This is a genomic window from Microbacterium ureisolvens (assembly GCF_015278315.1).
Taxonomy (GTDB): Bacteria; Actinomycetota; Actinomycetes; order Actinomycetales; family Microbacteriaceae; genus Microbacterium; species Microbacterium ureisolvens.
Window position 1 is genome coordinate 212550 of sequence record NZ_JADIJE010000006.1, and the last position, 20101, is coordinate 232650.

Annotated in this window: 17 protein-coding genes; 7 read left to right on the top strand and 10 right to left on the bottom strand. The window is 71.1% G+C overall.

Annotated features, from left to right (window positions below; all coding sequences use genetic code 11):
* Positions 1-100: 100 nt before the first annotated feature.
* Together hpf and IM767_RS11615 are read left to right on the top strand one after the other, a co-directional pair.
* Positions 101-760: a ribosome hibernation-promoting factor, HPF/YfiA family gene (hpf, locus tag IM767_RS11610; RefSeq protein WP_109209966.1), complete on the top strand. Its 660-nt coding sequence runs from the start codon at positions 101-103 to the stop codon at positions 758-760.
* A gap of 135 nt (positions 761-895) precedes the next feature.
* Positions 896-2107: an amidohydrolase family protein gene (locus IM767_RS11615; RefSeq protein ID WP_109209967.1), complete on the top strand. Its 1212-nt coding sequence runs from the start codon at positions 896-898 to the stop codon at positions 2105-2107.
* 186 nt (positions 2108-2293) lie between these two features.
* On the opposite strand, the gene IM767_RS11620 is transcribed toward IM767_RS11615, so the two are convergent.
* A complete protein-coding gene (locus IM767_RS11620) occupies positions 2294-3664 on the bottom strand; it encodes a coiled-coil domain-containing protein (protein WP_109209968.1) in 1371 nt (456 codons plus the stop codon).
* Positions 3665-3865: 201 nt separating this feature from the next.
* Here IM767_RS11620 and IM767_RS11625 point away from each other — a divergent pair, with 201 nt between their 5' ends.
* The gene (locus IM767_RS11625) at positions 3866-4273 is read left to right on the top strand and encodes a hypothetical protein (RefSeq protein WP_109209969.1); all 408 of its coding nucleotides are present in this window, start codon (positions 3866-3868) and stop codon (positions 4271-4273) included.
* A gap of 153 nt (positions 4274-4426) precedes the next feature.
* Here IM767_RS11625 and IM767_RS11630 read toward each other — a convergent pair whose 3' ends face one another.
* The 7 genes from IM767_RS11630 to IM767_RS11660 all read right to left on the bottom strand — a co-directional run bounded on the left by IM767_RS11630 (position 4427) and on the right by IM767_RS11660 (position 13568).
* Positions 4427-6289 carry a DEAD/DEAH box helicase gene (locus IM767_RS11630; protein ID WP_109210082.1) on the bottom strand — a complete coding sequence of 621 codons (1863 nt, stop codon included), beginning with the start codon at positions 6287-6289 and terminating at the stop codon, positions 4427-4429.
* Between the two features lie 114 nt (positions 6290-6403).
* Positions 6404-9268, bottom strand: a complete 2865-nt coding sequence (locus IM767_RS11635) for an ABC transporter permease (RefSeq protein ID WP_198425875.1) — start codon at positions 9266-9268, stop codon at positions 6404-6406.
* Complete coding sequence (locus IM767_RS11640) at positions 9265-9981, bottom strand: ABC transporter ATP-binding protein (protein ID WP_109209970.1); 717 nt, start codon at positions 9979-9981, stop codon at positions 9265-9267. Before IM767_RS11640 ends, IM767_RS11635 begins: the two co-directional genes overlap by 4 nt.
* Positions 9978-10595, bottom strand: coding sequence for a PadR family transcriptional regulator (locus tag IM767_RS11645; RefSeq protein WP_109209971.1), 618 nt, complete (start codon positions 10593-10595; stop codon positions 9978-9980). Before IM767_RS11645 ends, IM767_RS11640 begins: the two co-directional genes overlap by 4 nt.
* A gap of 17 nt (positions 10596-10612) precedes the next feature.
* On the bottom strand, positions 10613-11824 hold the full coding sequence (locus tag IM767_RS11650; RefSeq protein WP_109209972.1) for an ABC transporter permease: 1212 nt from the start codon (positions 11822-11824) through the stop codon (positions 10613-10615).
* On the bottom strand, positions 11821-12642 hold the full coding sequence (locus IM767_RS11655; protein WP_109210084.1) for an ABC transporter ATP-binding protein: 822 nt from the start codon (positions 12640-12642) through the stop codon (positions 11821-11823). Before IM767_RS11655 ends, IM767_RS11650 begins: the two co-directional genes overlap by 4 nt.
* Positions 12639-13568 (bottom strand): efflux RND transporter periplasmic adaptor subunit, encoded by a 930-nt coding sequence (locus IM767_RS11660; protein WP_109209973.1) that lies wholly within the window; start codon positions 13566-13568, stop codon positions 12639-12641. The genes IM767_RS11655 and IM767_RS11660 overlap by 4 nt, the downstream gene beginning before the upstream one ends.
* Before the next feature lie 231 nt (positions 13569-13799).
* Here IM767_RS11660 and secA point away from each other — a divergent pair, with 231 nt between their 5' ends.
* The 3 genes from secA to IM767_RS11675 all read left to right on the top strand — a co-directional run bounded on the left by secA (position 13800) and on the right by IM767_RS11675 (position 18492).
* Positions 13800-16634 carry a preprotein translocase subunit SecA gene (secA, locus tag IM767_RS11665; protein ID WP_109209974.1) on the top strand — a complete coding sequence of 945 codons (2835 nt, stop codon included), beginning with the start codon at positions 13800-13802 and terminating at the stop codon, positions 16632-16634.
* Positions 16635-16836: 202 nt separating this feature from the next.
* Entirely contained in the window at positions 16837-18063 is a 1227-nt protein-coding gene (locus IM767_RS11670; protein ID WP_109209975.1) for a pyridoxal phosphate-dependent aminotransferase, read from the top strand.
* A 75-nt stretch (positions 18064-18138) separates the two neighbouring features.
* On the top strand, positions 18139-18492 hold the full coding sequence (locus IM767_RS11675) for a hypothetical protein (RefSeq protein ID WP_109209976.1): 354 nt from the start codon (positions 18139-18141) through the stop codon (positions 18490-18492).
* A gap of 63 nt (positions 18493-18555) precedes the next feature.
* On the opposite strand, the gene IM767_RS11680 is transcribed toward IM767_RS11675, so the two are convergent.
* On the bottom strand, positions 18556-18993 hold the full coding sequence (locus tag IM767_RS11680) for an Rv3235 family protein (protein ID WP_109209977.1): 438 nt from the start codon (positions 18991-18993) through the stop codon (positions 18556-18558).
* Positions 18994-19121: 128 nt separating this feature from the next.
* Here IM767_RS11680 and IM767_RS11685 point away from each other — a divergent pair, with 128 nt between their 5' ends.
* Positions 19122-19727 (top strand): hypothetical protein, encoded by a 606-nt coding sequence (locus IM767_RS11685; RefSeq protein ID WP_109209978.1) that lies wholly within the window; start codon positions 19122-19124, stop codon positions 19725-19727.
* Between the two features lie 45 nt (positions 19728-19772).
* Here the strand turns inward: IM767_RS11685 and IM767_RS11690 are convergent, their stop codons facing one another.
* Positions 19773-20054: a helix-turn-helix domain-containing protein gene (locus tag IM767_RS11690; RefSeq protein ID WP_109209979.1), complete on the bottom strand. Its 282-nt coding sequence runs from the start codon at positions 20052-20054 to the stop codon at positions 19773-19775.
* Between the last annotated feature and the right edge of the window lie 47 nt (positions 20055-20101).

Below are 20101 nucleotides of genomic sequence, written 5' to 3' on the forward strand. Positions count from 1 at the left end.
ACTCACAGGTGACAGAGTCCGAAGCCCGGGCTAGCGTGGGTGGGACAAGGCGACTGATGGTCCGCCCTTGGCCGGGTGGACCGGAACAAGGAGGTCAGGGATGGAAACCAGCATCGTCGGCGTGGGAGTCGGGATCACGGATCGCTTCCGTAGTGTCGTCGAGGAGAAAGCCACCCGCATCGAGAACCTCGCGCCGCGCGCTCAACGCGTGGATGTCAAGGTCACCCACCGCGCGTACCACAACGGTCGCGTCGAGGATGAGACCGTCGAGCTCACCGTGAACGGGAAGGGGCCCGTGATGCGGGCCGAGGCCACCGACGGCGACAAGTTCACCGCCCTCGACCTCGCGGTCGACAAGCTGTGCGAACAGCTGCGTCGCGCGAAGGACAAGCGCGTCGACGCGCGCAATCACCCGCGCGGTGCCAAGTTCGAGAAGGGCAGCGGTGCGATCCAGGGGATTGACGTGCAGCCGGCATCCGTCGACGTGCTCCGCGCCGTCGCGACCGGCGAGATCCCGATCGTCACGGGGAACGAGGAGGAAGAGGGCTACACGCCCGTCGTGATCCGGACGAAGGAGTTCCACCCCGAGTGGATGTCGGTGGAGGAGGCCGTCGACCGCATGGAGCTGGTCGGCCACGACTTCTTCCTCTTCATCGACGCCCGCACAGATCACCCGAGCGTGGTCTACCGCCGCAAGGGCTGGGACTACGGCGTGATCTCGCTGACCACGCAGGCGCAGCCGGAGGAGCTGGCGTCCTGACGGATTCTTGACGAGGGGTGCGGCCGGATCGGCCGCACCCCTCGCGCATGCGGTGCCGACCGCGGTCGGCGAGGTGGGTAGCATCGACGGGTCGCCGGCCACGCGGCATCCGCCCGTCCCCCGAAAGGCACCGCAGTGATCCTCCGCAACGTCCGCCCGTGGGGCGCCGCCGCCGCTGACATCGCCCTCGAAGAAGGCCGCATCGCCGGCGTGCATCCGCATGACGAGAACGCCGCACCCGATCAAGGTGACGTCGACGGGCGAGGCCGCCTTCTGTTCCCGTCCTTCAGCGACGTCCACGTGCACCTCGACTCGTCGCGCATCGGGTTGCCCTTCCGGCCGCATACCGGCGCGCCGGGCGTGTGGGGCATGATGCTGAACGATCGCCGGAACTGGCGGAACACCGATGTGCCGCACGCCGAGATCGTCGCCGGCACGCTCGAGCAGATGATCGCGAAGGGCACGACGCGGGTGCGCACGTACGCGCAGGTCGACGTCGATTGCAAGCTCGAGAAGTTCGACTCGGTGATGGCCGCGAAGGAGAAGTACCGCGACCACGCCGACGTCCAGGTGATGACGTTCCCGCAGGCGGGCATCCTCCGCGAGGCGGGCACGGTCGAATACCTCGAGGAATCGCTCAAGCAGGGCGCCGACGTGATGGGCGGGATCGATCCTTGCCAGCTCGACCGCGACCCTGCCAGGCACCTCGACATCGTGTTCGGGCTCGCCGAGAAGTACCAGGTCGAGGTCGACATCCACCTCCATGAGCCTGGCGCCCTGGGCGTCTTCAGCACTGAGCTCGTGCTCGAGCGCACGCGTGCCCTCGGCATGCAGGGCAAGGTGACGATCTCGCACGCGTACGACCTCGGCTCCGTGTCGGAGGCGGTGAGCCGCCGCCTCATCGACGAGTTCGCCGAGCTGGATGTCGCGATGGCGACCGTCGCCCCCTCGACGACCGGTCAGCTGCGGCTGGTCGACCTCGTCGAGGCCGGGGTGAGGGTGGGACTCGGCGAAGACGGCCAGCGGGACTACTGGAGTCCCTACGGCAACTGCGACATGCTCGACCGAACGTGGCAGCTCGCCTTCGTCAACGGCTTCCGCCGCGACGACCACGTGGAGCTGGCGCTCGCTGTCGCCACGGTGGGCGGGGCGTCGATCATGAGCCACTCGTCGCCACGCGTCACGGGCGTGGGGGACCGGCCGGGCGTGGGCGTCGGGGATCGCGCCGACCTCGTGCTCGTCGACGGCGAGACCCCCACGAGCGCCGTGATGGACCGGGGCAGCGACCGCACCGTCATCCACGACGGTCGCGTGGTCGCCGACGGACTGCGGGTCGTCCCACTCTGACCCGTGCCAGGGAGTGGTTCCCACCCGTGCCGTCGGTGCCGAAAGCCGGGTCGGTCAGGCGACACGCCGGGGGTGGATGCCGCGACGCGGCGTGTCGCGGTCACCGGCCAGGTTTTCCGCTCCCGCGAGCGAGGGGCAGGGGCTCGAGGGACGGGAAGGACGGGCTGGCCAGGCCGGGCCGGGGACCTAGTCGATGAAGCCGTCGAGGATGCTGCCGATCACGAGCCCGCCGAGGATGCCGCCCATGAGGTCGCCGCCGCCGCTGCGACGGCCGCCGCCCCAACCCTGGCCGTAGCCCTGCTGACCGTAGCCCGGCGCGCCCCACTGCTCGGGCTGCGGCCGGGCGGCGTCGATGTCGCGCTGGGCGAGCTGCAGCGCCTCGCTGGCCAGGAAGGCAGCCCGGCGCGCCATGGCGAACGCCTGCTCGCGGTGGTCCTCGTCGATCGCGGTGACCGCTGCGGCGGAGGAGCCGAGATAGCGGTCCAGATCCAGCCGCACGCGCTCGGCTTCGGCGAACCGGGTGCGGGCGTCGGCGCCGATCCAGCCGCGGTGGCCCGCGATGACATCGCGCGAGACGGCGAGCTGACGGTCGGCGTCGTCGATGGCGTGACGCACGTGCTCGAGTGGGGGGATCGGTCGCGCGGCGCGCTCCCGCGCCGCCGCGATCGCCGCGTCCAGCCCCGCGTTCGCCTCGCGCAGACGCGTCAGCTGCTCGAACGGGTCGGTGTTGACGCCGGCGGCGGGGAGCGCCGCAAGCGCCGCCTGCAGCTCTTCGATGGCCGCCTGCACGGCGGGGGAGTGCGGCTCCTTCAGCGCGACGACGAGGTCGCCGCGGGAGTCCTCGACGATCGCCGCGAGGGTCGACTCGGCGCGCAGCGCCTCGACCTCGAAGGTCTCGACCGCGTCGAGCAGCGTCTCGGCGCGGCGGACCGACTCGGTCGACGCCTCCAGCGCCATGTTCGCCTGCTCGCGCTGGCCGGCCTCCCGACGGCGCTCGGCCACGCCCGCGCTGTGCTCGGCGAAGCCGAGCAGCTGCTCGGCCTCGGCCGGGTTCGCGTCGATCTGCGCCAGCGCGTGCCCGGAGTAGCGCACGGCGAGCCGGTCGACCGTCGCGCGGGCGTCGGGAACACGAAGGCGCAGGCGTGCGGCATCCGCGCGTACCTTCGCGATGATCTCGGGAGCGCGGCGCGCCCGCTCGATCGGCCCCGCGAGCGCCTCGGTGCGGTCGTCCAGCAGCTCCTCCGCCCACTCGCACAGCTGCACGATGCGCGCGTTACGCGTGCGCAGCTCTTCGGGAGTGTCGGGGATCTCGTCGTGGTTCAGCTGGTGGAGGTGGAACGCCTCCTGCAGGTGAGTGCGGACCGACGCCAGAGCCTCGCGGAGCTCGGAGGTGGGACCGGGTCCCAGCTCGGCGTCGGCGAACGCGAGCTCGTCCGTGGTGAGGCGGATGCGCTCGTCGGCGGCCACCAGCGCCTGCTGCGCTCGCCGCGCCAGGTCGGCGTCCTGCGTGTTCAGCTCTTCCTGCTCGCGCTTGCGTCTGCCCCAGAATCCGGCCATGGATCGATCCTACGGGCGCCGCTGGGAGCAGGCTGAAGCGAGCGCCCGCCCGTATGGATTGTTCGCGCAGAGCGTGGCGATGCGCGCGGTGGACCAGGGCTGCGGCATCCGTCCCGATCCCTTGTATCAGTTCCGCCGGATCCCTACTCTCGCACTCGGGTGGGGCGCGTCCGTGCGCCCCGGGGAAGAAACGGAAACACCATGATCAGAAAGATCGTCGGGGTCGCAGCCCTGAGCACGGCCCTCGTCCTGGCCGGCACGGGCGTCGCGTCCGCGCACGAGTGCTACATTCCGAACCGGTCAGACCAGGGCAACGCGGGGGCGTCGCACTCGAAGAACTGGGTGACGCTCGACATCATCGAGCTCTTCCAGACCGGGCACGAGTTCCTCGGAGGCCCGGCGCTCACCGAGGAGCAGGTGCAGGAGGCGCTTGCGATGGCCGCCGAGGCGGGGATTCCGAGGACGCTCACCACCTTCGCGCGTGACACGCTGCCCAAGGGGAAGGCGCCGGAGTCGCACTCCACCGACGGGAAGGGCATCGACCACTACTTCCACGCCTACGAGGAGCAGCTGATCGGCATCTTCTTCGCGGTGCAGGGCGGCGCCTGACTTCACGCATGAAGCGGGCGGGGCGCTCATCGCCCCGCCCGCCTCATTGCGCTTGCGCGCAGGCGCAGCACGAGGGATCGCGCCGGCGAAACCCGCAGGTCATGTCGGGGGAAGACGGGTGACGGATGCCGCGTCCCGCTGCCGCCGCCCCGGTCAGCCGTCGCTGCGCTTGTGGCGGGGCTTGCGCGCCGGCCGGTCATCGCCGTACGAACCGCGCGAACCCGAGTCGCGTGAGCCCGAGTCCCGGTACGAGCCGCGCTCGCCGCCCTCGCGCCGCGGCCGGTCCCCATACCCGCGGTCGCCGGAGCCCCGGTCGTCGCGGTGCCCGCGGGAGGTGGCGTCCTTGCGCCGCTGCGGACGCCCGGTGTCGGGGCGCAGCTCGATGAGCTGCCCCGAGATGCGCGTGTCGGCGAGGCGGTCGAGCGCTCCCGCCGGCAGGTTCGCCGGCAGCTCGACGAGCGAGAAGTCGGGCATGATCTTGATCGCGCCGAAGTCGTCGCGGCGCAGCCCGCCCTCGTTCGCAAGCGCGCCGACGATCTGGCGCGGCTCGACGCGCTGGCGCTTGCCGACCGCGATGCGGTACGTCGCGAAGCCTTCGCGAGGCGTCCGGCGCTCGGGGCGGTCACCGCGCTCGCCGCGGTCGCCGAACGCAGGGCGGTCGCCGCGGTCGGTGCGCTCGGTGCGCTCGCGTCGCGGGGCCGGCTCGGGGTCGGGCTCGAGCAGGAGGGGCGTCTCGCCCTGCGCGACGACAGCGAGGGCGGCGGCCACGTCGACCTCGGGCACGTCGTGGTTGCGCACGTAGTGGGCCACGATGTCGCGGAAGGCCTCGATGCGCTCCGCCTCACCGAGAGCCGCGGTGATGCGGTCGTCGAAGCGCGACAGCCGGGTCACGTTGACCTCGTCGACGCTCGGCAGGGGGATCTCGGTGAGCTCCTGACGGGTGGCGCGCTCGATCATCTTGACCAGCCCGCGCTCGCGCGGCGTGACGAAGCTGATCGCGTCGCCCGAGCGCCCGGCGCGACCGGTGCGGCCGATGCGGTGGACGTAGGACTCGGCATCCGTCGGGATGTCGTAGTTCACGACGTGCGAGACGCGCTCGACGTCAAGGCCGCGCGCGGCGACGTCGGTCGCCACGAGGATGTCGAGCTTGCCCGACTTGAGCTGGTTGACCGTCTTCTCACGCTGCGGCTGGGCGATGTCACCGTTGATCGCGGCGGCGGAGTAGCCGCGGGCGCGAAGCTTCTCGGCGATCTCCTCGGTGATCGAGCGGGTGCGGCCGAACACGATCATGCCGTCGAAGTTCTCGACCTCGAGGATGCGGGTGAGCGCGTCCATCTTCTGCTGCCACGCGGTCACGAGATAGCGCTGCGAGATGTTGGCGGAGGTCTGCGTCTTCGCCTTGACGGTGATCTCTTCGGGGTCGTGCAGGTACTGCTTCGACATGCGGCGGATCGTCGCAGGCATGGTCGCGGAGAAGAGGGCGACCTGCTTGGTCTCGGGGGTCTCGGCGAGGATCGTCTCGACGTCCTCAGCGAAACCCATCTTCAGCATCTCGTCGGCCTCGTCGAGCACGAGGTACTGCAGCTCCGAGAGGTCGAGGGTGCCCTTCTCGAGGTGGTCGATGATGCGACCGGGGGTGCCGACGACGATGTGCACGCCGCGTCGGAGGGCCGAGAGCTGCACGCCGTAGCCCTGTCCGCCGTAGACGGGAAGGATGTGCACGTCCTTCAGGTGGGCAGCGTACTTCTCGAACGCCTCGCAGACCTGCAGCGCGAGCTCGCGCGTAGGGGCGAGCACGAGGGCCTGCGGGGTCTTCTGGCCGAGGTCGAGGCGGTCGATGATCGGCAGCGCGAACGCGGCCGTCTTGCCGGTGCCGGTCTGCGCCATGCCCACGACATCGCGGCCGCCGAGCAGCGTCGGAATGGTCGCCGCCTGGATCGCCGAAGGGGTCTCGTAGCCGATGTCCTTGAGGGCCTTGAGGACGGGCTGGCTCAGCCCGAGGTCGGAGAAGGTCATCGCTGCGGGCTCGGTCTGAGCCTCGGCTTCGATCTGATCGGCGTTCGTGTGCACAGTTAACCGTAGCGGGGTCCGCCTGGGAGGCGACAGGATGCCGCACCGCGGCCGGATCGGTCAGGTGATGGCGGTGCGGCGGGTGAGGTCGGGACGACGGGGCGGGATCAGCCAGTTCGCCGCCGCGATCGCGAGCGGGAGCCCCACGACCACAGCGCCGATGAGCCACCACGGCACGTCGCCCAGCTGCTGGGTGCCGCCGGACTGGATCGCGAAGCCGATCGGAGGGAGGATGCCGGCGAGGGCGCCCGCCAGCGTGCCGAACCCCGCGATGAGCAGCCCCTGCCAGAACCCGATGCCCCGTCGCAGCCCTCGCGTGCCGCCGACGGCCGCGAGCGTCGCGTCGTCGGGGCGGCGCTCGAATCGTGCGAGCCCCAGCGCGACCGCGCTCGCGCCGAGCACGAGGACGGCCACCGCGGCCAGGAGAGGCGTCATCCATGCCGCATCGCTCGGCGGTCCCTCCTCGAGACTCGGAGCGAGCGTGAAGGAGGCGCCGCTCAGGAGCTCGGCCTGGGCCTGCATCCGGTCGCGCGCGGCCCACGTCGGCGGCTCCGGCATCGGGGCGACGACACGCTCCGCAACAAGCTCCATACCCAGGCGCTCGGCGGTGCGCGGCGCGACCGCGATCGCCACCGGCTGCAGCGGCGCATCGACGATGACGGCATCCAGTCGCTCGGCACGCAGCGGGTCCGCGACCGGCGGAGCGTCCGGCCAGCGCTGCCAGACGTTGTCGGGCAACCGTCCCTCGAAGACGTCGGCGCCGGCGAACGTCTGCACCTCGATCGCGCCGCGCTGGACGAAACGGTCGTCGGCGACCAAGGCGGAGCCGTCGCGGTAGGCGGCGAGGGCGGAGGTCGACAGCGTCACCCCCATCACCGCTTCGATGTCGTCGGCGTCCACGACGGAGATCGGGTTGCTCGGATCCTGACCGAAGGAGGTGTAGGAGTCGTCCACCTCGGGGTCGAGCAGGTGCTCTTCGGGGAGGACGGCGATCGTGAAGGTCACCTCGTCCGGCACGTCGGCGGCGGACGAGTACGCCCAGACGTCGTTCGCCTGGCGTGAGACGACGGCGGCGCGGTCGGCGCCGGCGTCACGGGCGATCTGCACAGCGGCGGTCGCGCCGGCGTCGGCGTCCGCGGGGTCGAGCACGCCGGTCGTGGATGACGTGCCGGGCCAGATCGGGATGGCGATGCTGCCGGGCGGCGCGTCGTAGTACCACTGACGTGCTGTCTGGGCCGTCAGCATCGACGACTGGGCAAGCGCGAAGATGCCGATGAACACCGTGGCGGCGATGGCGGCGAACGCCGGGACGGTCCGCGAGGCGTTGGCGGCGGCATCTCTGGAGGCGAGCTTGGCGGCGACACCGGTGTGCGCGAGGCCGCGCGACGCGGTCCACAGCAGCCAGCGGCCGGAGAGCAGAATGCCGAACTGAGCCACGATCGGTCCGACGACGATCCCGTACGCGGGCAGATAGCGCAGCGGCGAGTCGTAGCCGAGGAAGTCGGTGGCGTTGATGGCGGCGACCGCGAATGCGCACAGCAGCGTCATCGCCACACCGAGGGCGATGAGCGTCGATCCCCAGATCGGGCGCGCGACCACCGGCTTCTGCGGGCGCCGCGCGCCGCGAAGCGCCTGGAGCGCATCCGTGCGGCCCACTGTGCGGGCGGGCATCCACGCCGACAGGGTGCCGACGATCACGGCGAAGACGAGCACTGCGGCGACGAGATCGCCGGGCACATGGAACCCCCAGTACTGGGTCGCGCTGCCGTCCGAGGTCACCGCTATGACCAGCGCGGCGAGCCCGATCCCGCAGGCGGCGCCGACGACGCCGCCGACCAGACCGAGAGCGGCCCCCTGCAGGAGCATGATCCGGGACAGGTCTCGACGGTTCGCGCCCACACTCGCGGCGATGGCGAGTGCGCGCTGCTGGCGGCGCGCCGCAACGGCGAAAGCGGCTCCCGCGAGCATCACCACGACGTACCCGGCGAACAGACCCGCCGCGGAGAGCGTGAGCACGAGCGGCCACAGCTTCGCCCACCGCTCGGTGGATGCCGACGGGTAGATGCGGTTCGAGAACGCGGGCGGATCCAGTGCCACGACCCGCGAGTACGCGACCACGCCGCCCTCGTCGTTCAGGCGCTGCACATCCGCCCACGACAGCTCGTACTCGGGGAGGTACCACCGTTCGGTGCCCCGCACCGTCTCCCGCTCGCCCTCCGGAAGGAACACCGCGGCGTCGTCGTCGGCGAGCGTCGCCGCCGCGAGGGTGCCCGTCACCGTGTGGGCGCCCCCGTCCGTCAGCCGGAGCGTGTCACCGATCTCGAGCCCGAGACGCTCGCGGGCTGCGGGGGTGATCATCGCGCCGCCGGTCGTGCCCGGACGATCGCCCGCGACGAGGTCGAACGCGCCGGCGAAGCGCGGATCCCACGTCGTGCCCGCCCAGGCGGGCACCACGGCGGACCCATCGTCCGTGGCGACCGAGACCAAACCCCGCGAGATCTCCAGGATCTCGGTGCCGGCGGGCAGGAGCCCGGTCGGGTCGTCGAGCGGTTCGCCGTGCGGCATCGTCATGACGCCGTCGTCGTCGATCGGGTACCCGGTCCATTCCGGCTCACCCGGAACCTGCCAGAATCCTTCCCCCGGCACGCCCGTGGGCGCGATCCACGCCGCCATGCCGCCGAGCTCGGCCGCCGTGCGCTCCTGCGGGGTGGCGATGGCGCTCGCCGAGTAGACCAGGAAGCCGGTCATCCCCGCGATCGGGAGGGCGACCAGCGTCGTCACGAGCAGGCTCGACACCCAGGCGCGTTGCAACTGCCGACGCGCCAGCCGCAAGGCGATGCGCCAGCGGGCCGTGCCCGCCGGACGACGACGGGTCGACACCGGGGGAGCGGCCGTGTCGACGGCGCGCTCGAGGGTGCCCGTCATCGCGCTGCCAGCAGCGAGTCCGCGCTCTGGCGGCGCGACTCGTCGACGATGCGGCCGTCGCGAAGGAAGACGATGCGGTCGGCGAAGGCGGCGTGGCGCGCCTCGTGGGTGACGAGGATGCCGGCGGCTCCGGCATCCACCCGCGCCCGCAGCATCTTCAGGACGAGCTCGCCCGTGACGGAGTCCAGAGCGCCGGTGGGCTCGTCGGCCAGGATCAGGCGGCGCCCCCCGACGACGGCGCGGGCGATCGCGACGCGCTGCTGCTGTCCGCCGGAGAGGTCGTCGGGATACGAGTCCGCCTTGCCCTCCAGGCCGACCGACGCGAGCGCGTCCCGCCCGGCCCGGCGGACGGTCCGCGCGCGGAGTCCGTCCAGCTCGAGCGGCAGCGTGACGTTCTCGAGAGCGGTGAGGGTCGGGATGAGGTTGAAGTCCTGGAACACGAAGCCCAGCGAGCGGCGGCGCAGCTGCGCGAGCTGCTTCGGCGACTGCTCGCTGAGGTACGCCCCCTCCACGACGACCTCGCCCGTCGTCGGGATCGCCAGGCCCCCGGCGATCGACAGCAGGGTCGATTTGCCGGAGCCCGACGGGCCCATCACCGCCACCAGCTCGCCGCGGCACACCTCGAGGTCGACCCCCGACAGCGCCGAGACCGCGGTCGCACCGGTGCCGTACTGCTGCGTCACGCCGATCAGACGCAGCACGGTGTCGGTCATCGCGGAGACTCCGCGGAGGCGGATGACTCGGCCTTCGCGGGCCGGCCGCGCTTGGGCTTCTCGGTCGACAGCTCCAGCGCCATCGCGTGATCGGGGTGGAGCGCCAGACGCTGCTCGGAGTGATCGAGCCAGCGCACCTCCGCCTCGGCCGCGAAGATCATCGAGTCGACGACGAGCGACCAGGCGAGCTCCTCGGGCCCGTCCGGGTTGGCACCCGCGTACTTCGCCCGATTCAGCTCCTGCAGCTGGGCGAGCGATGCCCGCCGCTGCGTCTGGATGATGTCGGCGACGTCGACGCCGGGGAGAGTCGCCGCCACGGCCAGCTTGATGGCCAGCTCGTCGCGCGTGCCCTGCCCGCGCTGGACGGGGGAGGCGAGCCAGTCGCGCGCCTCGGCGGTTCCGGCATCCGTGATCTGCCAGTAGACGTGGCCCTGCTCGTCGACGTCGCCCTTCTCCACCAGGCCGTCGCGCTCGAGCCGATCAAGGGTGTTGTAGATCTGCCCGACGTTCAGCGGCCAGGTCGAACCGGTGCGCCGGTCGAACTCGGCGCGCAGCTGATAGCCGTAGCACGGCCCTTGATCGAGAATCGCCAGCAGGCTCTGTCGGACGGACATGGGGTACTCCTTCGGTGTCAGAACCGCAGCGCGTCGATGACGTTGGAGCGGACGGCCATGAGGGCCGGGATGAAGCCTGCGAGCGCGCCGATGGCCACGGCGGCGACGAGCCCGGTGACGGCGGCGCGGACGGGGAACGGCGGGATGTCCTGGAGCCCCGAGAACATCTCCATGACGAACGGCGCCCGCAGGACCGCGACGGCGATCGCGATGCCGATCACTCCGGCCACCGCCGTGGCCACGACGCTCTCGAGCAGCACCGACGTGAAGATGCGCCCCTGCGTCGCGCCGAAGCTGCGACGCACCCCGATCTCGCGGATGCGCTGGCGCATGGCGACCAGCTGGATGTTGACGAGGCCGAGGCCGCCCAGCAGCAGGACGAGCCCGGCGATCCCTCCGGTCACCAGCTCGAACGCCGCCATCGACGTCTGCGCGTCCGGCCGCGACGCCCAGTCGGTGCGCGTCACGGTGATCTGAACGGCCTCGTCCTGTCCCGCGCGAAGGTCGGCCGCGAGGGCGGGGCCCACCTCGGCGACGCCGTCTTCGGGCGCCCAGACCTCCCACGCGACCATCGCGTCCGACGGCAGCGCATCCCGACGGGCAGCGTACGAGTCGTACATGAGAGTGAGTCGCTTCTCCTCGTCACCCAGGTACTGGCGCGGCGTCACGCCGACGACGGGGTACGAGCCCGCGACGTCGCCCTGCAGGCTCAGCGTGAAGCCGGCCCCGAGAGCGGGACGCCCATAGACGTCCCACAGTGCTTCGGAGATGACGACCGGCGGGGCGAGCAGCTCGGCGTCGGACTCATCGAACCAGCGTCCCTCCAGGAGGGGAGAGCGGTGGATCACCGCGTACGCCGGATCGACCAGGCGCGCCATCACCGGCCGCACCTGCTCCGGCGTCTGCACCTGCAGCTGCACCGGATCGACGATCCGGGTGAGGTGGGAGAACGAGTACCGCTCGGCGACACGGTCGACGTGCGCGTCGAAGGCCTCCCAGTCCATGGGGGCGCCGTCCGTGCGGTTGGCCGTGATCGACACCGTCGCCGGGCGGCCGCCGCTCTGGTCGGACTGCTCCGTCATCTGCTGCCGCTGATACTCGCTGAGCGCCACCACGGCCGTCAGCGCGCCCACCGAGACCGCGATGCCGATGAGGCTCAGCAGCACTCGCAGCTTGTGGTGCCGCAGCTCCGACCAGGCTTCGCCGAGCGCGCCCACGAGCCCGGTCACGAGGCCACCGCCGCGCGTTCGGCGTCGTCCGCCAAGGCGCCGTCGCCCTCCGGCACCGCGTCGCCGCCCTCCGCGACCCTCGCCGCGAGCTCGGGCGCCGTCGGGTCGGCAGCGCCCGCCTGCTCCGAGGCGCCGAGGTCGAAGGATGTCAGCACCCCGGCGTCGAGCCGGTAGTGGCGTCGTGCGCGGGCCGCGACGTGCAGGTCGTGGGTGATGGTCACGAGGGCCGCGTCGGCCTCCGACGCGATCTCGTCGAGCAGCTCCATGACCGTCGCGCCGGTCTCGACGTCGAGGGCGCCCGTGGGCTCGTCGGCGAGGATCAGCGCGGGGCGACGCACCAGCGCCCGCGCGATGGCCACGCGCTGCTGCTCGCCGCCCGACATCTGCTCGGGGGTCGACTCGATGCGGTGGCCCAGGCCGACGCGCTCGAGCATCTCCGTCGCCGTCCGCCGCCGGCGCCAGAACTCGCGCCCGGATGCATATCCGAGCGGCATCTCGACGTTCTCGAGCGCCGTGCGACCGGCGAGCAGGTTGAACTGCTGGAAGACGAAGCCGACGTTGCGGCCCCGCAGCCGGTCGAGCCGCCCGCGCCGCATGCGGCGCACCGGCTCACCGCGGAACCACACCGCGCCGTCCGACGGGGTATCGAGCATGCCGAGCAGGTTCAGCAGCGTCGATTTGCCCGATCCGCTGCGGCCGACGATCGCGACGTGGTCGCCCGCGGCGACGGCGAAGTCGATGCCGCGAAGGATGTCGAGCCGGGTGTCGTCGGGAAGCAGCACGTGCTTCGAGACGCCTTCGAGCCGGACGAGGCTCACCAGCTCCACCCCGCCGGCTCGCAGTACTCGCCGCCCATGCCGTCGTCGTAGCAGACCGGTTCGTCGCCGGCGGCGAGCCCGGGCACGAACTGGCGCACCTGCTCGCCCTCGTCCAGGCCCGTCGTCACCTCGACGATCGTCCCGTCGCTGACGCCGAGGGCGACATCCCGCTCCTCGAGTTCGCCCGTCCCGGCGTCGACCCACACGACGCCCGACCCGGCACCGCCCTTGACCGCCGTGGTGGGGACGACCAGGACGTCCGACACAGTCCCGAGGTCGACGGCGAGCTCCGCCTGCAGCCCGGCGAAGACGACCTGGTCACCGGGCACCGCGCACGTGACGGTGGTGGTGCCGTCTTCGGCGACGTCGACCTCGAGGCCGGTGCAGGTGAACGGCGCGGGGCCGCCCTGGATCGTCACCGATCCCTCGCTCGGCGCGCCCTGCAGCCGGTACAGCTGGACCGGGTCGACCGTGGCCTGCACGTGGTAGCGCGCGGGAGTGAGCTTCACGAGCTCGACGCCGATGGACGCCGGCTGGCCCTTGACGACCGCGAGCTCGGTCACGTCGCCGGCCTCCGGGGCCACCACGTCGATGTTCTTGACGGGGTCGGTCTGCTTGATCGTGAAGAGCTTCTGCCCGGCGGCGACCGACTGCCCTTCGCCGACGTGCACGGCGGTCACGGTGCCGTCGATCTCGGAGCGGACCGGGAAAGGCGTGTCACGGGCGATCGTGCCCGGAAGGCTGAGCGCGTTGGCGACCTCGCCACGCTCCACGACCACGACCGGGTCGGCGATCTGCGCGGACGGCTGCACGGCGGCGGCCGGTGCGGTGTCGGGGAAGAACGCGATCTTCACCAGGGCGGCTGCTGCCGCCGCCAGCACGAGCACCAGCAGGATCGGGAAGATCCATCGACGCCAGACAACCATGTCGCACCTCTCCGTCGGGGCATACCGAGTATGTAGTCACCGAGTATATAGATACCCGGAATGCATGCAACGGATGCCGCACCCGACGCCGGCGAGCCGCGCCGCCGTTCACACCCAGCGCACACCAAGGTCACGGGTGGATAACATAGGCAGGTATGCCTGGGGTCATGCACCCCGGGCGGCATCGGCGCCGTTGCGCCGCACCCCGAAGCCTGAAGATGGAGACACTCCGTGGCCAACCCCCTCGAGAAACTGCTTCGCGCCGGTGAGGGCCGCATCCTCCGGCGGCTCCAGCAGGTCGTGAAGGCCGTCGGCGCCCTCGAAGAGGACTACGAGCACCTCACCGACGAAGAGCTCCGGGGCGAGACCGCGGAGCTGCGCGCCCGGTACCAGGCCGGCGAGACGCTCGACCAGCTCATGCCCGAGGCCTTCGCCGCCGTGCGCGAGGCGGCGAAGCGCACCCTCGGCCAGCGCGCCTACGACGTGCAGATCATGGGCGGTGCCGCCCTGCACCTCGGCAACATCGCCGAGATGAAGACCGGTGAGGGCAAGACGCTCACCGGCGCCTTCCCGGTCTACCTCAACGCCATCGCAGGCGAGGGCGTCCACGTCGTCACCGTCAACGACTTCCTCGCGTCGTACCAGTCCGAGCTCATGGGCCGCATCTATCGCGCGCTGGGCATGACGACCGGCACCATCGTGGCCGGTCAGACCCCCGAGGTACGTCGCGAGCAGTACAACTGCGACATCACCTACGGCACGAACAACGAGTTCGGCTTCGACTACCTCCGCGACAACATGGCGTGGCGCAAGGAGGACCTCGTGCAGCGCGGTCACTTCTACGCGATCGTGGACGAGGTCGACTCGATCCTCATCGACGAGGCCCGCACGCCGCTCATCATCTCCGGCCCGTCGTCGGGCGAGGCGAACCGCTGGTTCGTCGAGTTCGCGAAGATCGCCAAGACGCTCGAGGCTGGCGTGGACTACGAGGTCGACGAGAAGAAGCGCACCATCGGCGTGCTCGAGCCCGGCATCGAGAAGGTCGAGGACTACCTCGGCATCGACAACCTGTACGAGTCGGCCAACACACCGCTGATCTCGTTCCTCAACAACTCCATCAAGGCGCTGGCGCTCTTCAAGCGCGACACCGACTACGTCGTGATGAACGACGAGGTCATGATCGTCGACGAGCACACCGGGCGCATCCTGGTCGGCCGGCGCTACAACGAGGGCATCCACCAGGCCATCGAGGCCAAAGAGGCCGTTCCGGTCAAGGCCGAGAACCAGACGCTCGCCACCGTCACGCTGCAGAACTACTTCCGCCTGTACGACAAGCTCGCCGGCATGACCGGTACTGCCGAGACCGAGGCGGCCGAGTTCATGTCGACCTACCAGCTCGGCGTCGTGCCCATCCCGACGAACAAGCCGATGATCCGCAAGGACCAGGCCGACCTGGTCTACAAGAACGAGACGGCCAAGTTCGCCCAGGTCGTCGAAGACATCGCGCAGCGCCACGAGAACGGGCAGCCGGTCCTCGTGGGCACGGTGAGCGTCGAGAAGAGCGAGTACCTGTCGCGCCTGCTGGCCAAGAAGGGCATCAAGCACGAGGTCCTCAACGCGAAGAACCACGCCCGCGAGGCCGAGATCGTCGCGCGCGCCGGGCGGCTGGGCGCCGTGACGGTCGCCACGAACATGGCCGGCCGCGGTACCGACATCATGCTCGGCGGCAACGCCGAGTTCCTCGCCGTGCAGGAGATGAAGACCAAGGGCCTCGACCCGGTCGAGACTCCCGACGAGTACGAGGCCGAGTGGGACGCCGTGTACGAGGCGATGCGCGACCGCGTCGCGTCCGAGGGCACCAAGGTCGTCGAGGCCGGCGGCCTCTACGTGCTCGGCACCGAGCGCCACGAGTCCCGCCGCATCGACAACCAGCTGCGCGGTCGCTCCGGCCGTCAGGGAGACCCCGGCGAGAGCCGCTTCTACCTGTCACTCACCGACGACCTCATGCGCCTGTTCCAGTCGGGCGCCGCCGAGGCGATCATCGCCCGCACCAACTTCCCCGACGACGTCGCGATCGAGTCCGGCATGGTCACGCGCGCGATCAAGTCGGCCCAGAGCCAGGTCGAGGCCCGCAACGCCGAGATCCGCAAGAACGTCCTCAAGTACGACGACGTCCTGAACCGCCAGCGCGAGGCGATCTACTCCGACCGCCGCCACATCCTGCAGGGCGACGACATCGCCGACCGCGTGCAGCACTTCATCGAGGACGCGATCAACGCCGTCATCGACGATCACACCGGCTCGGGCCACAGCGAGAACTGGGACTTCGACGCCCTCTGGACCGAGCTCAAGACGCTGTACCCCGTGAGCGTCACGATCGACGAGGTCGTGGCGGAGGCCGCCGGCCGCAAGGGCGGCATCACCGCCGAGGGCCTCAAGCGCGAGATCCTCTCTGACGCGAACATCGCCTACGAGAACCGCCAGAACACCCTCGGTGAGGCGGCGACCCGCGAGCTCGAGCGCCGCGTGGTGCTGCAGGTGCTCGACCGCCGCTGGCGCGACCACCTCTACGAGATGGACTACCTCAAGGACGGCATCGGCCTGCGTGCCATGGCCCAGCGCGACCCGCTCATCGAGTACCAGCGCGAGGGCTACCAGATGTTCCAGGCGATGATGGGACAGATCAAGGAGGAGTCGGTCGGCTACCTCTACAACCTCGAGGTCGAGGTCCGTCGCCAGGGCGAAGCGGGTGCCGAGCAGGTCACCCAGGTCGAGGCGAAGGGCCTGGGGGCGCAGCCCGTCGACAACCAGCGTCTGCAGTACTCGGCGTCCAACGACGCCGGCGAGGTCGAGGTGCGCAACGACCGCGGTCAGGTGCAGCAGGCCGCGACCTCGCGCCTGCGCCAGGCGGCCGCCGCGGCTGCCGCTGCTCCCGCCCAGCAGGCGCCTGCCGCCGAGCCGCAGCGCGGAGCCTTCGGCCAGCGGACGGATGCCGACGCCCCGCCCGCGGCGCAGGCGCCGATGAACCGCGCCCAGCGGCGCGCCGCCGAGCAGCGCAAGAAGTAGGCGGCCCGCGGGCCGAGGTCGCGGCATCCGTCGTCACCTCTCCCACAGACCGTGAGACCCCAGTGCGCGGACGAGACCAAGGGGGGAACCCCAGGGTTTCGTCCGCGTACTGTCGTCTCACCGGTGAGCGATCGGCGGAGAGCGGGGAGGCCGGGCCACGGCGCGTCGATTGGCCCCGGCCGGCCGCGGATATCCTGAAGCGATGAGTCGCCTCCGTCCCCTCGATCAGTCGAGCAAGCTCCAGAACGTTCTCTACGAGATCCGCGGGGCGGCACTGGCCGAGGCGGACCGGCTGCAGGACGAGGGTCACACCATCCTCAAGCTCAACACCGGCAACCCGGCGGTGTTCGGATTCGAGGCGCCGTTCCAGATCGTGCGCGACATGATCGAGGCGGTCCCTCACGCCCACGGCTACAGCGACAGCAAGGGCATCATGTCGGCCCGCCGTGCGGTCGTCTCACGCTACGAGCAGGTGCCGGGCTTCCCGCAGTTCGACCCCGACGACGTGTACCTCGGCAACGGCGTGTCCGAGCTCATCACGATGACGATGCAGGCACTGCTCGACGAGGGCGATGAGGTGCTGATCCCGGCGCCGGACTACCCGCTCTGGACGGCCATGACGAGTCTCGCGGGCGGCACCCCGGTGCACTACCGCTGCGACCCCGATGACGAGTGGCAGCCCTCGCTGGACGACATCCGCGAGAAGATCACGCCCCGCACCAAGGCGATCGTGGTGATCAACCCGAACAATCCCACCGGCGCGGTGTACTCGCGCGAGGTGCTCGAAGGCATCGTCGAGATCGCACGCGAGAACTCGCTCCTGCTGCTCTCCGACGAGATCTACGACCGCATCCTCTTCGACGGTGCGCAGCACATCCCGCTGGCGACCCTCGCCCCCGACCTGCTCTGCCTGACCTTCAACGGCCTGTCCAAGACCTATCGCGTCGCCGGGTACCGCTCGGGCTGGCTCGTCATCACCGGGCCGAAGAAGCACGCGGCGGGCTTCCTCGAGGGCATCCAGCTGCTCGCGTCCACGCGCCTGTGCCCGAACGTCCCGGCGCAGCACGCCGTGCAGGCCGCGCTCTCGGGCGTGCAGTCCATCGATGCGCTCATCGCCCCCGAAGGCCGGCTGCACGAGCAGCGGGACGCCGCGTGGGAGGGCCTGGAGCGCATCCCCGGCGTGACGTGCCTGAAGCCGAAGGGCGCGCTGTACGCGTTCCCGCGGCTCGACCCGAACGTCCACGAGATCCACGACGACGCCAAGCTCGTCTACGACTTCCTCGTCGCCGAGCACGTCCTGCTGGTGCAGGGGACCGGCTTCAACTGGCCGACGCCCGACCACCTGCGCATCGTGACGCTGCCCGAGGCGCGCGTCCTGTCGGAGGCCGTCGAGCGGCTCGGCAACTTCCTGGCGTCGTACAAGCAGTGACGGGGGCGGATGCCGCGACCCGCGGCATCCGTCAACCCCCTCGCCCTGCCGCACCCGCAGTCATAGCGTCGGGTCATGTCCATCGAACTGAACCAGCCGGCGCTGCGCCACGCGCGCGCGCTCATCCGTGACGGCAAGGTCGTCCGAGATGAACGCGACGCCTGGTCCGAGGCGGCGCCCACGGCCGACGAGGAGAACTCGTTCATCGAGCGCGAGGGATGGACCGAGTACTCCCACTGGCACCTCGGCATCGACCGTGACGAGAACCACGAGACCAAGGGGGCGTACTCATTCCCCTTCGGCGACTTCAAGAAGGTGCACCGGTCGGGCGTCATCTCGGCGGAGAGCCGCGCTGGACAGCACGATCACGACGAGATCCGGGACGCCCTGAAGGGACTGCTGGACCTCATCGACGAGGATGGCGACTGAGGTCGCGACCACCCGCGGCGGCGTCCGCGTTCGTTGCCGGTGACTCGCCGCGGAGTCGCCGCCTCAGAGGAGGGCGAGTGAGGTCGCGCGCCAGCGCCCGTCCATGCCCTCGATCCGTACGGCGAGTGCCCGCGTCCGCGCGGGCCCGCGCACCACTACGACCGCCTCGATGATGCCGTCGGCCGGTGAGGACTCGTGCACCGACATGATCGTGTGCACGGGCCGCCGAGCCGCCGCGCCGCGCGCGCTGCGCGCCCTGGCGGCGAGGTTGGCCCTCGTCACGAGCTTGCGGTACGCATCCTCGGTGAGCCAGCGAGCGAGCTGATCGACCTCGCGCACGCCGGCGAACACCTCCAGCACGCCGAGCGTGAGGTTGCGCAGGAACGGCTCCGGCGGTGGGAGCGCGGTGGACGGCGTCCGCTGCGGCGCGAAGAACTCTGCGAGCTGCGTGCTGCGGGACGCATAGGGTACGCGGGCGGTGCCCGCGGGCGTCGTTGCCATGGGTGCCTATCTCGACAGGGGGATGTCTTGGGGACAGTAGAACACACGGGGAACTCTCAGGAAAATCGAGCCCGGTCAGCTGTGGATAACTCGCGGTGCCACGCGCGGCTGTGCCCTACTCTCGCTGAGTGCGCTGGGACCGTTTCTTCGACGACCTCGAGGATCAGCTCGCCTCCGAGTGGGAGGCCGAGCGGGCGGCGCTGGACACCGAGGCGGAGCGCCTCCGGCTGTCGCGGGTGATGCTCGCGGAGCGCCTGACGCTGCTCTCCGCCCGCGATGCGACGCCCGTGACGGCGTCGTTCGAGCTCCTGGACGGAGCGACGCTGCGGGCTGCCGTGACCGGCGTCGGCGCGGACTGGGTCGCGCTCGCGCCCGCCGAGGGGCCCGCCGGCGCGGTCGTCGCCCCGTTCTCCGCGCTGGTGGCGATCGGGATGCCGCATGCCGACCTGCTGCGCACCGCCCGGCCCTCGCCGCCCCGGTCACCGCTGGCCGACCGCCTCACCTTCGGCTTCGTGCTGCGCGACCTGGTGCGCCGCCGCGCCGGGGTCGCGGTGCACCTCGCTTCGGGCCGTCGCCTGACCGGCACGATCGATCGTGCCGGAGCGGACCACCTGGACCTCGCGCTTCACGAGCCGGGCGCACCCCGCCGCGCGGACGCGGTGGCGGGCTACCGCCTCGTGCCGTTCGCCGCGGTCGCGTGGATCCGCGCGGACGAGGCGCCGAACCTCCCCTGAACGGGTGGCGGCTCGGGGAGTGCGCGCGGATCGGCGCGCGGACCCTCAGTCCGGATTGCGGACGATCCCGCTGCCCCAGAGCTCGGGAAAGCTCGCCGTCTGCGACTGGCGCCAGAGCGCCATACGGCGCGCCTCCTCGGCCTGGTCGTCGAGGTACTCGCCGACGCTCGCCGCATCGACCCGCCACCGCGCCGGCGCGCCCACTCGCAGCCCGCGCAGCCGACCCTCCATGACCAGAGCCATGACCTCGTCGACGGAGACGCCCAGCACCTCGGCCACCTGGGCCGGTGCCAGCAGACGCACGTCGGACGTCGGGTCATCGGGCATGCCCCCATTATGGACCCGCCCTTCGGGGAGGGGGCCGGGCCCGGAAG

Bases quoted from the DNA above. Each gene is read 5' to 3' on its own strand.
- IM767_RS11675 (WP_109209976.1), top strand. From the start codon at position 18,139: ATGTCCATCGAACTGAACCAGCCGGCGCTGCGCCACGCGCGCGCGCTC.
- IM767_RS11630 (WP_109210082.1), bottom strand. From the start codon at position 6,289: ATGACCTTCTCCGACCTCGGGCTGAGCCAGCCCGTCCTCAAGGCCCTC.
- IM767_RS11620 (WP_109209968.1), bottom strand. From the start codon at position 3,664: ATGGCCGGATTCTGGGGCAGACGCAAGCGCGAGCAGGAAGAGCTGAAC.
- IM767_RS11625 (WP_109209969.1), top strand. From the start codon at position 3,866: ATGATCAGAAAGATCGTCGGGGTCGCAGCCCTGAGCACGGCCCTCGTC.
- IM767_RS11690 (WP_109209979.1), bottom strand. From the start codon at position 20,054: ATGCCCGATGACCCGACGTCCGACGTGCGTCTGCTGGCACCGGCCCAG.
- hpf (WP_109209966.1), top strand. From the start codon at position 101: ATGGAAACCAGCATCGTCGGCGTGGGAGTCGGGATCACGGATCGCTTC.
- IM767_RS11680 (WP_109209977.1), bottom strand. From the start codon at position 18,993: ATGGCAACGACGCCCGCGGGCACCGCCCGCGTACCCTATGCGTCCCGC.
- IM767_RS11635 (WP_198425875.1), bottom strand. From the start codon at position 9,268: ATGACGGGCACCCTCGAGCGCGCCGTCGACACGGCCGCTCCCCCGGTG.
- IM767_RS11670 (WP_109209975.1), top strand. From the start codon at position 16,837: ATGAGTCGCCTCCGTCCCCTCGATCAGTCGAGCAAGCTCCAGAACGTT.
- IM767_RS11660 (WP_109209973.1), bottom strand. From the start codon at position 13,568: ATGGTTGTCTGGCGTCGATGGATCTTCCCGATCCTGCTGGTGCTCGTG.
- IM767_RS11645 (WP_109209971.1), bottom strand. From the start codon at position 10,595: ATGTCCGTCCGACAGAGCCTGCTGGCGATTCTCGATCAAGGGCCGTGC.
- IM767_RS11640 (WP_109209970.1), bottom strand. From the start codon at position 9,981: ATGACCGACACCGTGCTGCGTCTGATCGGCGTGACGCAGCAGTACGGC.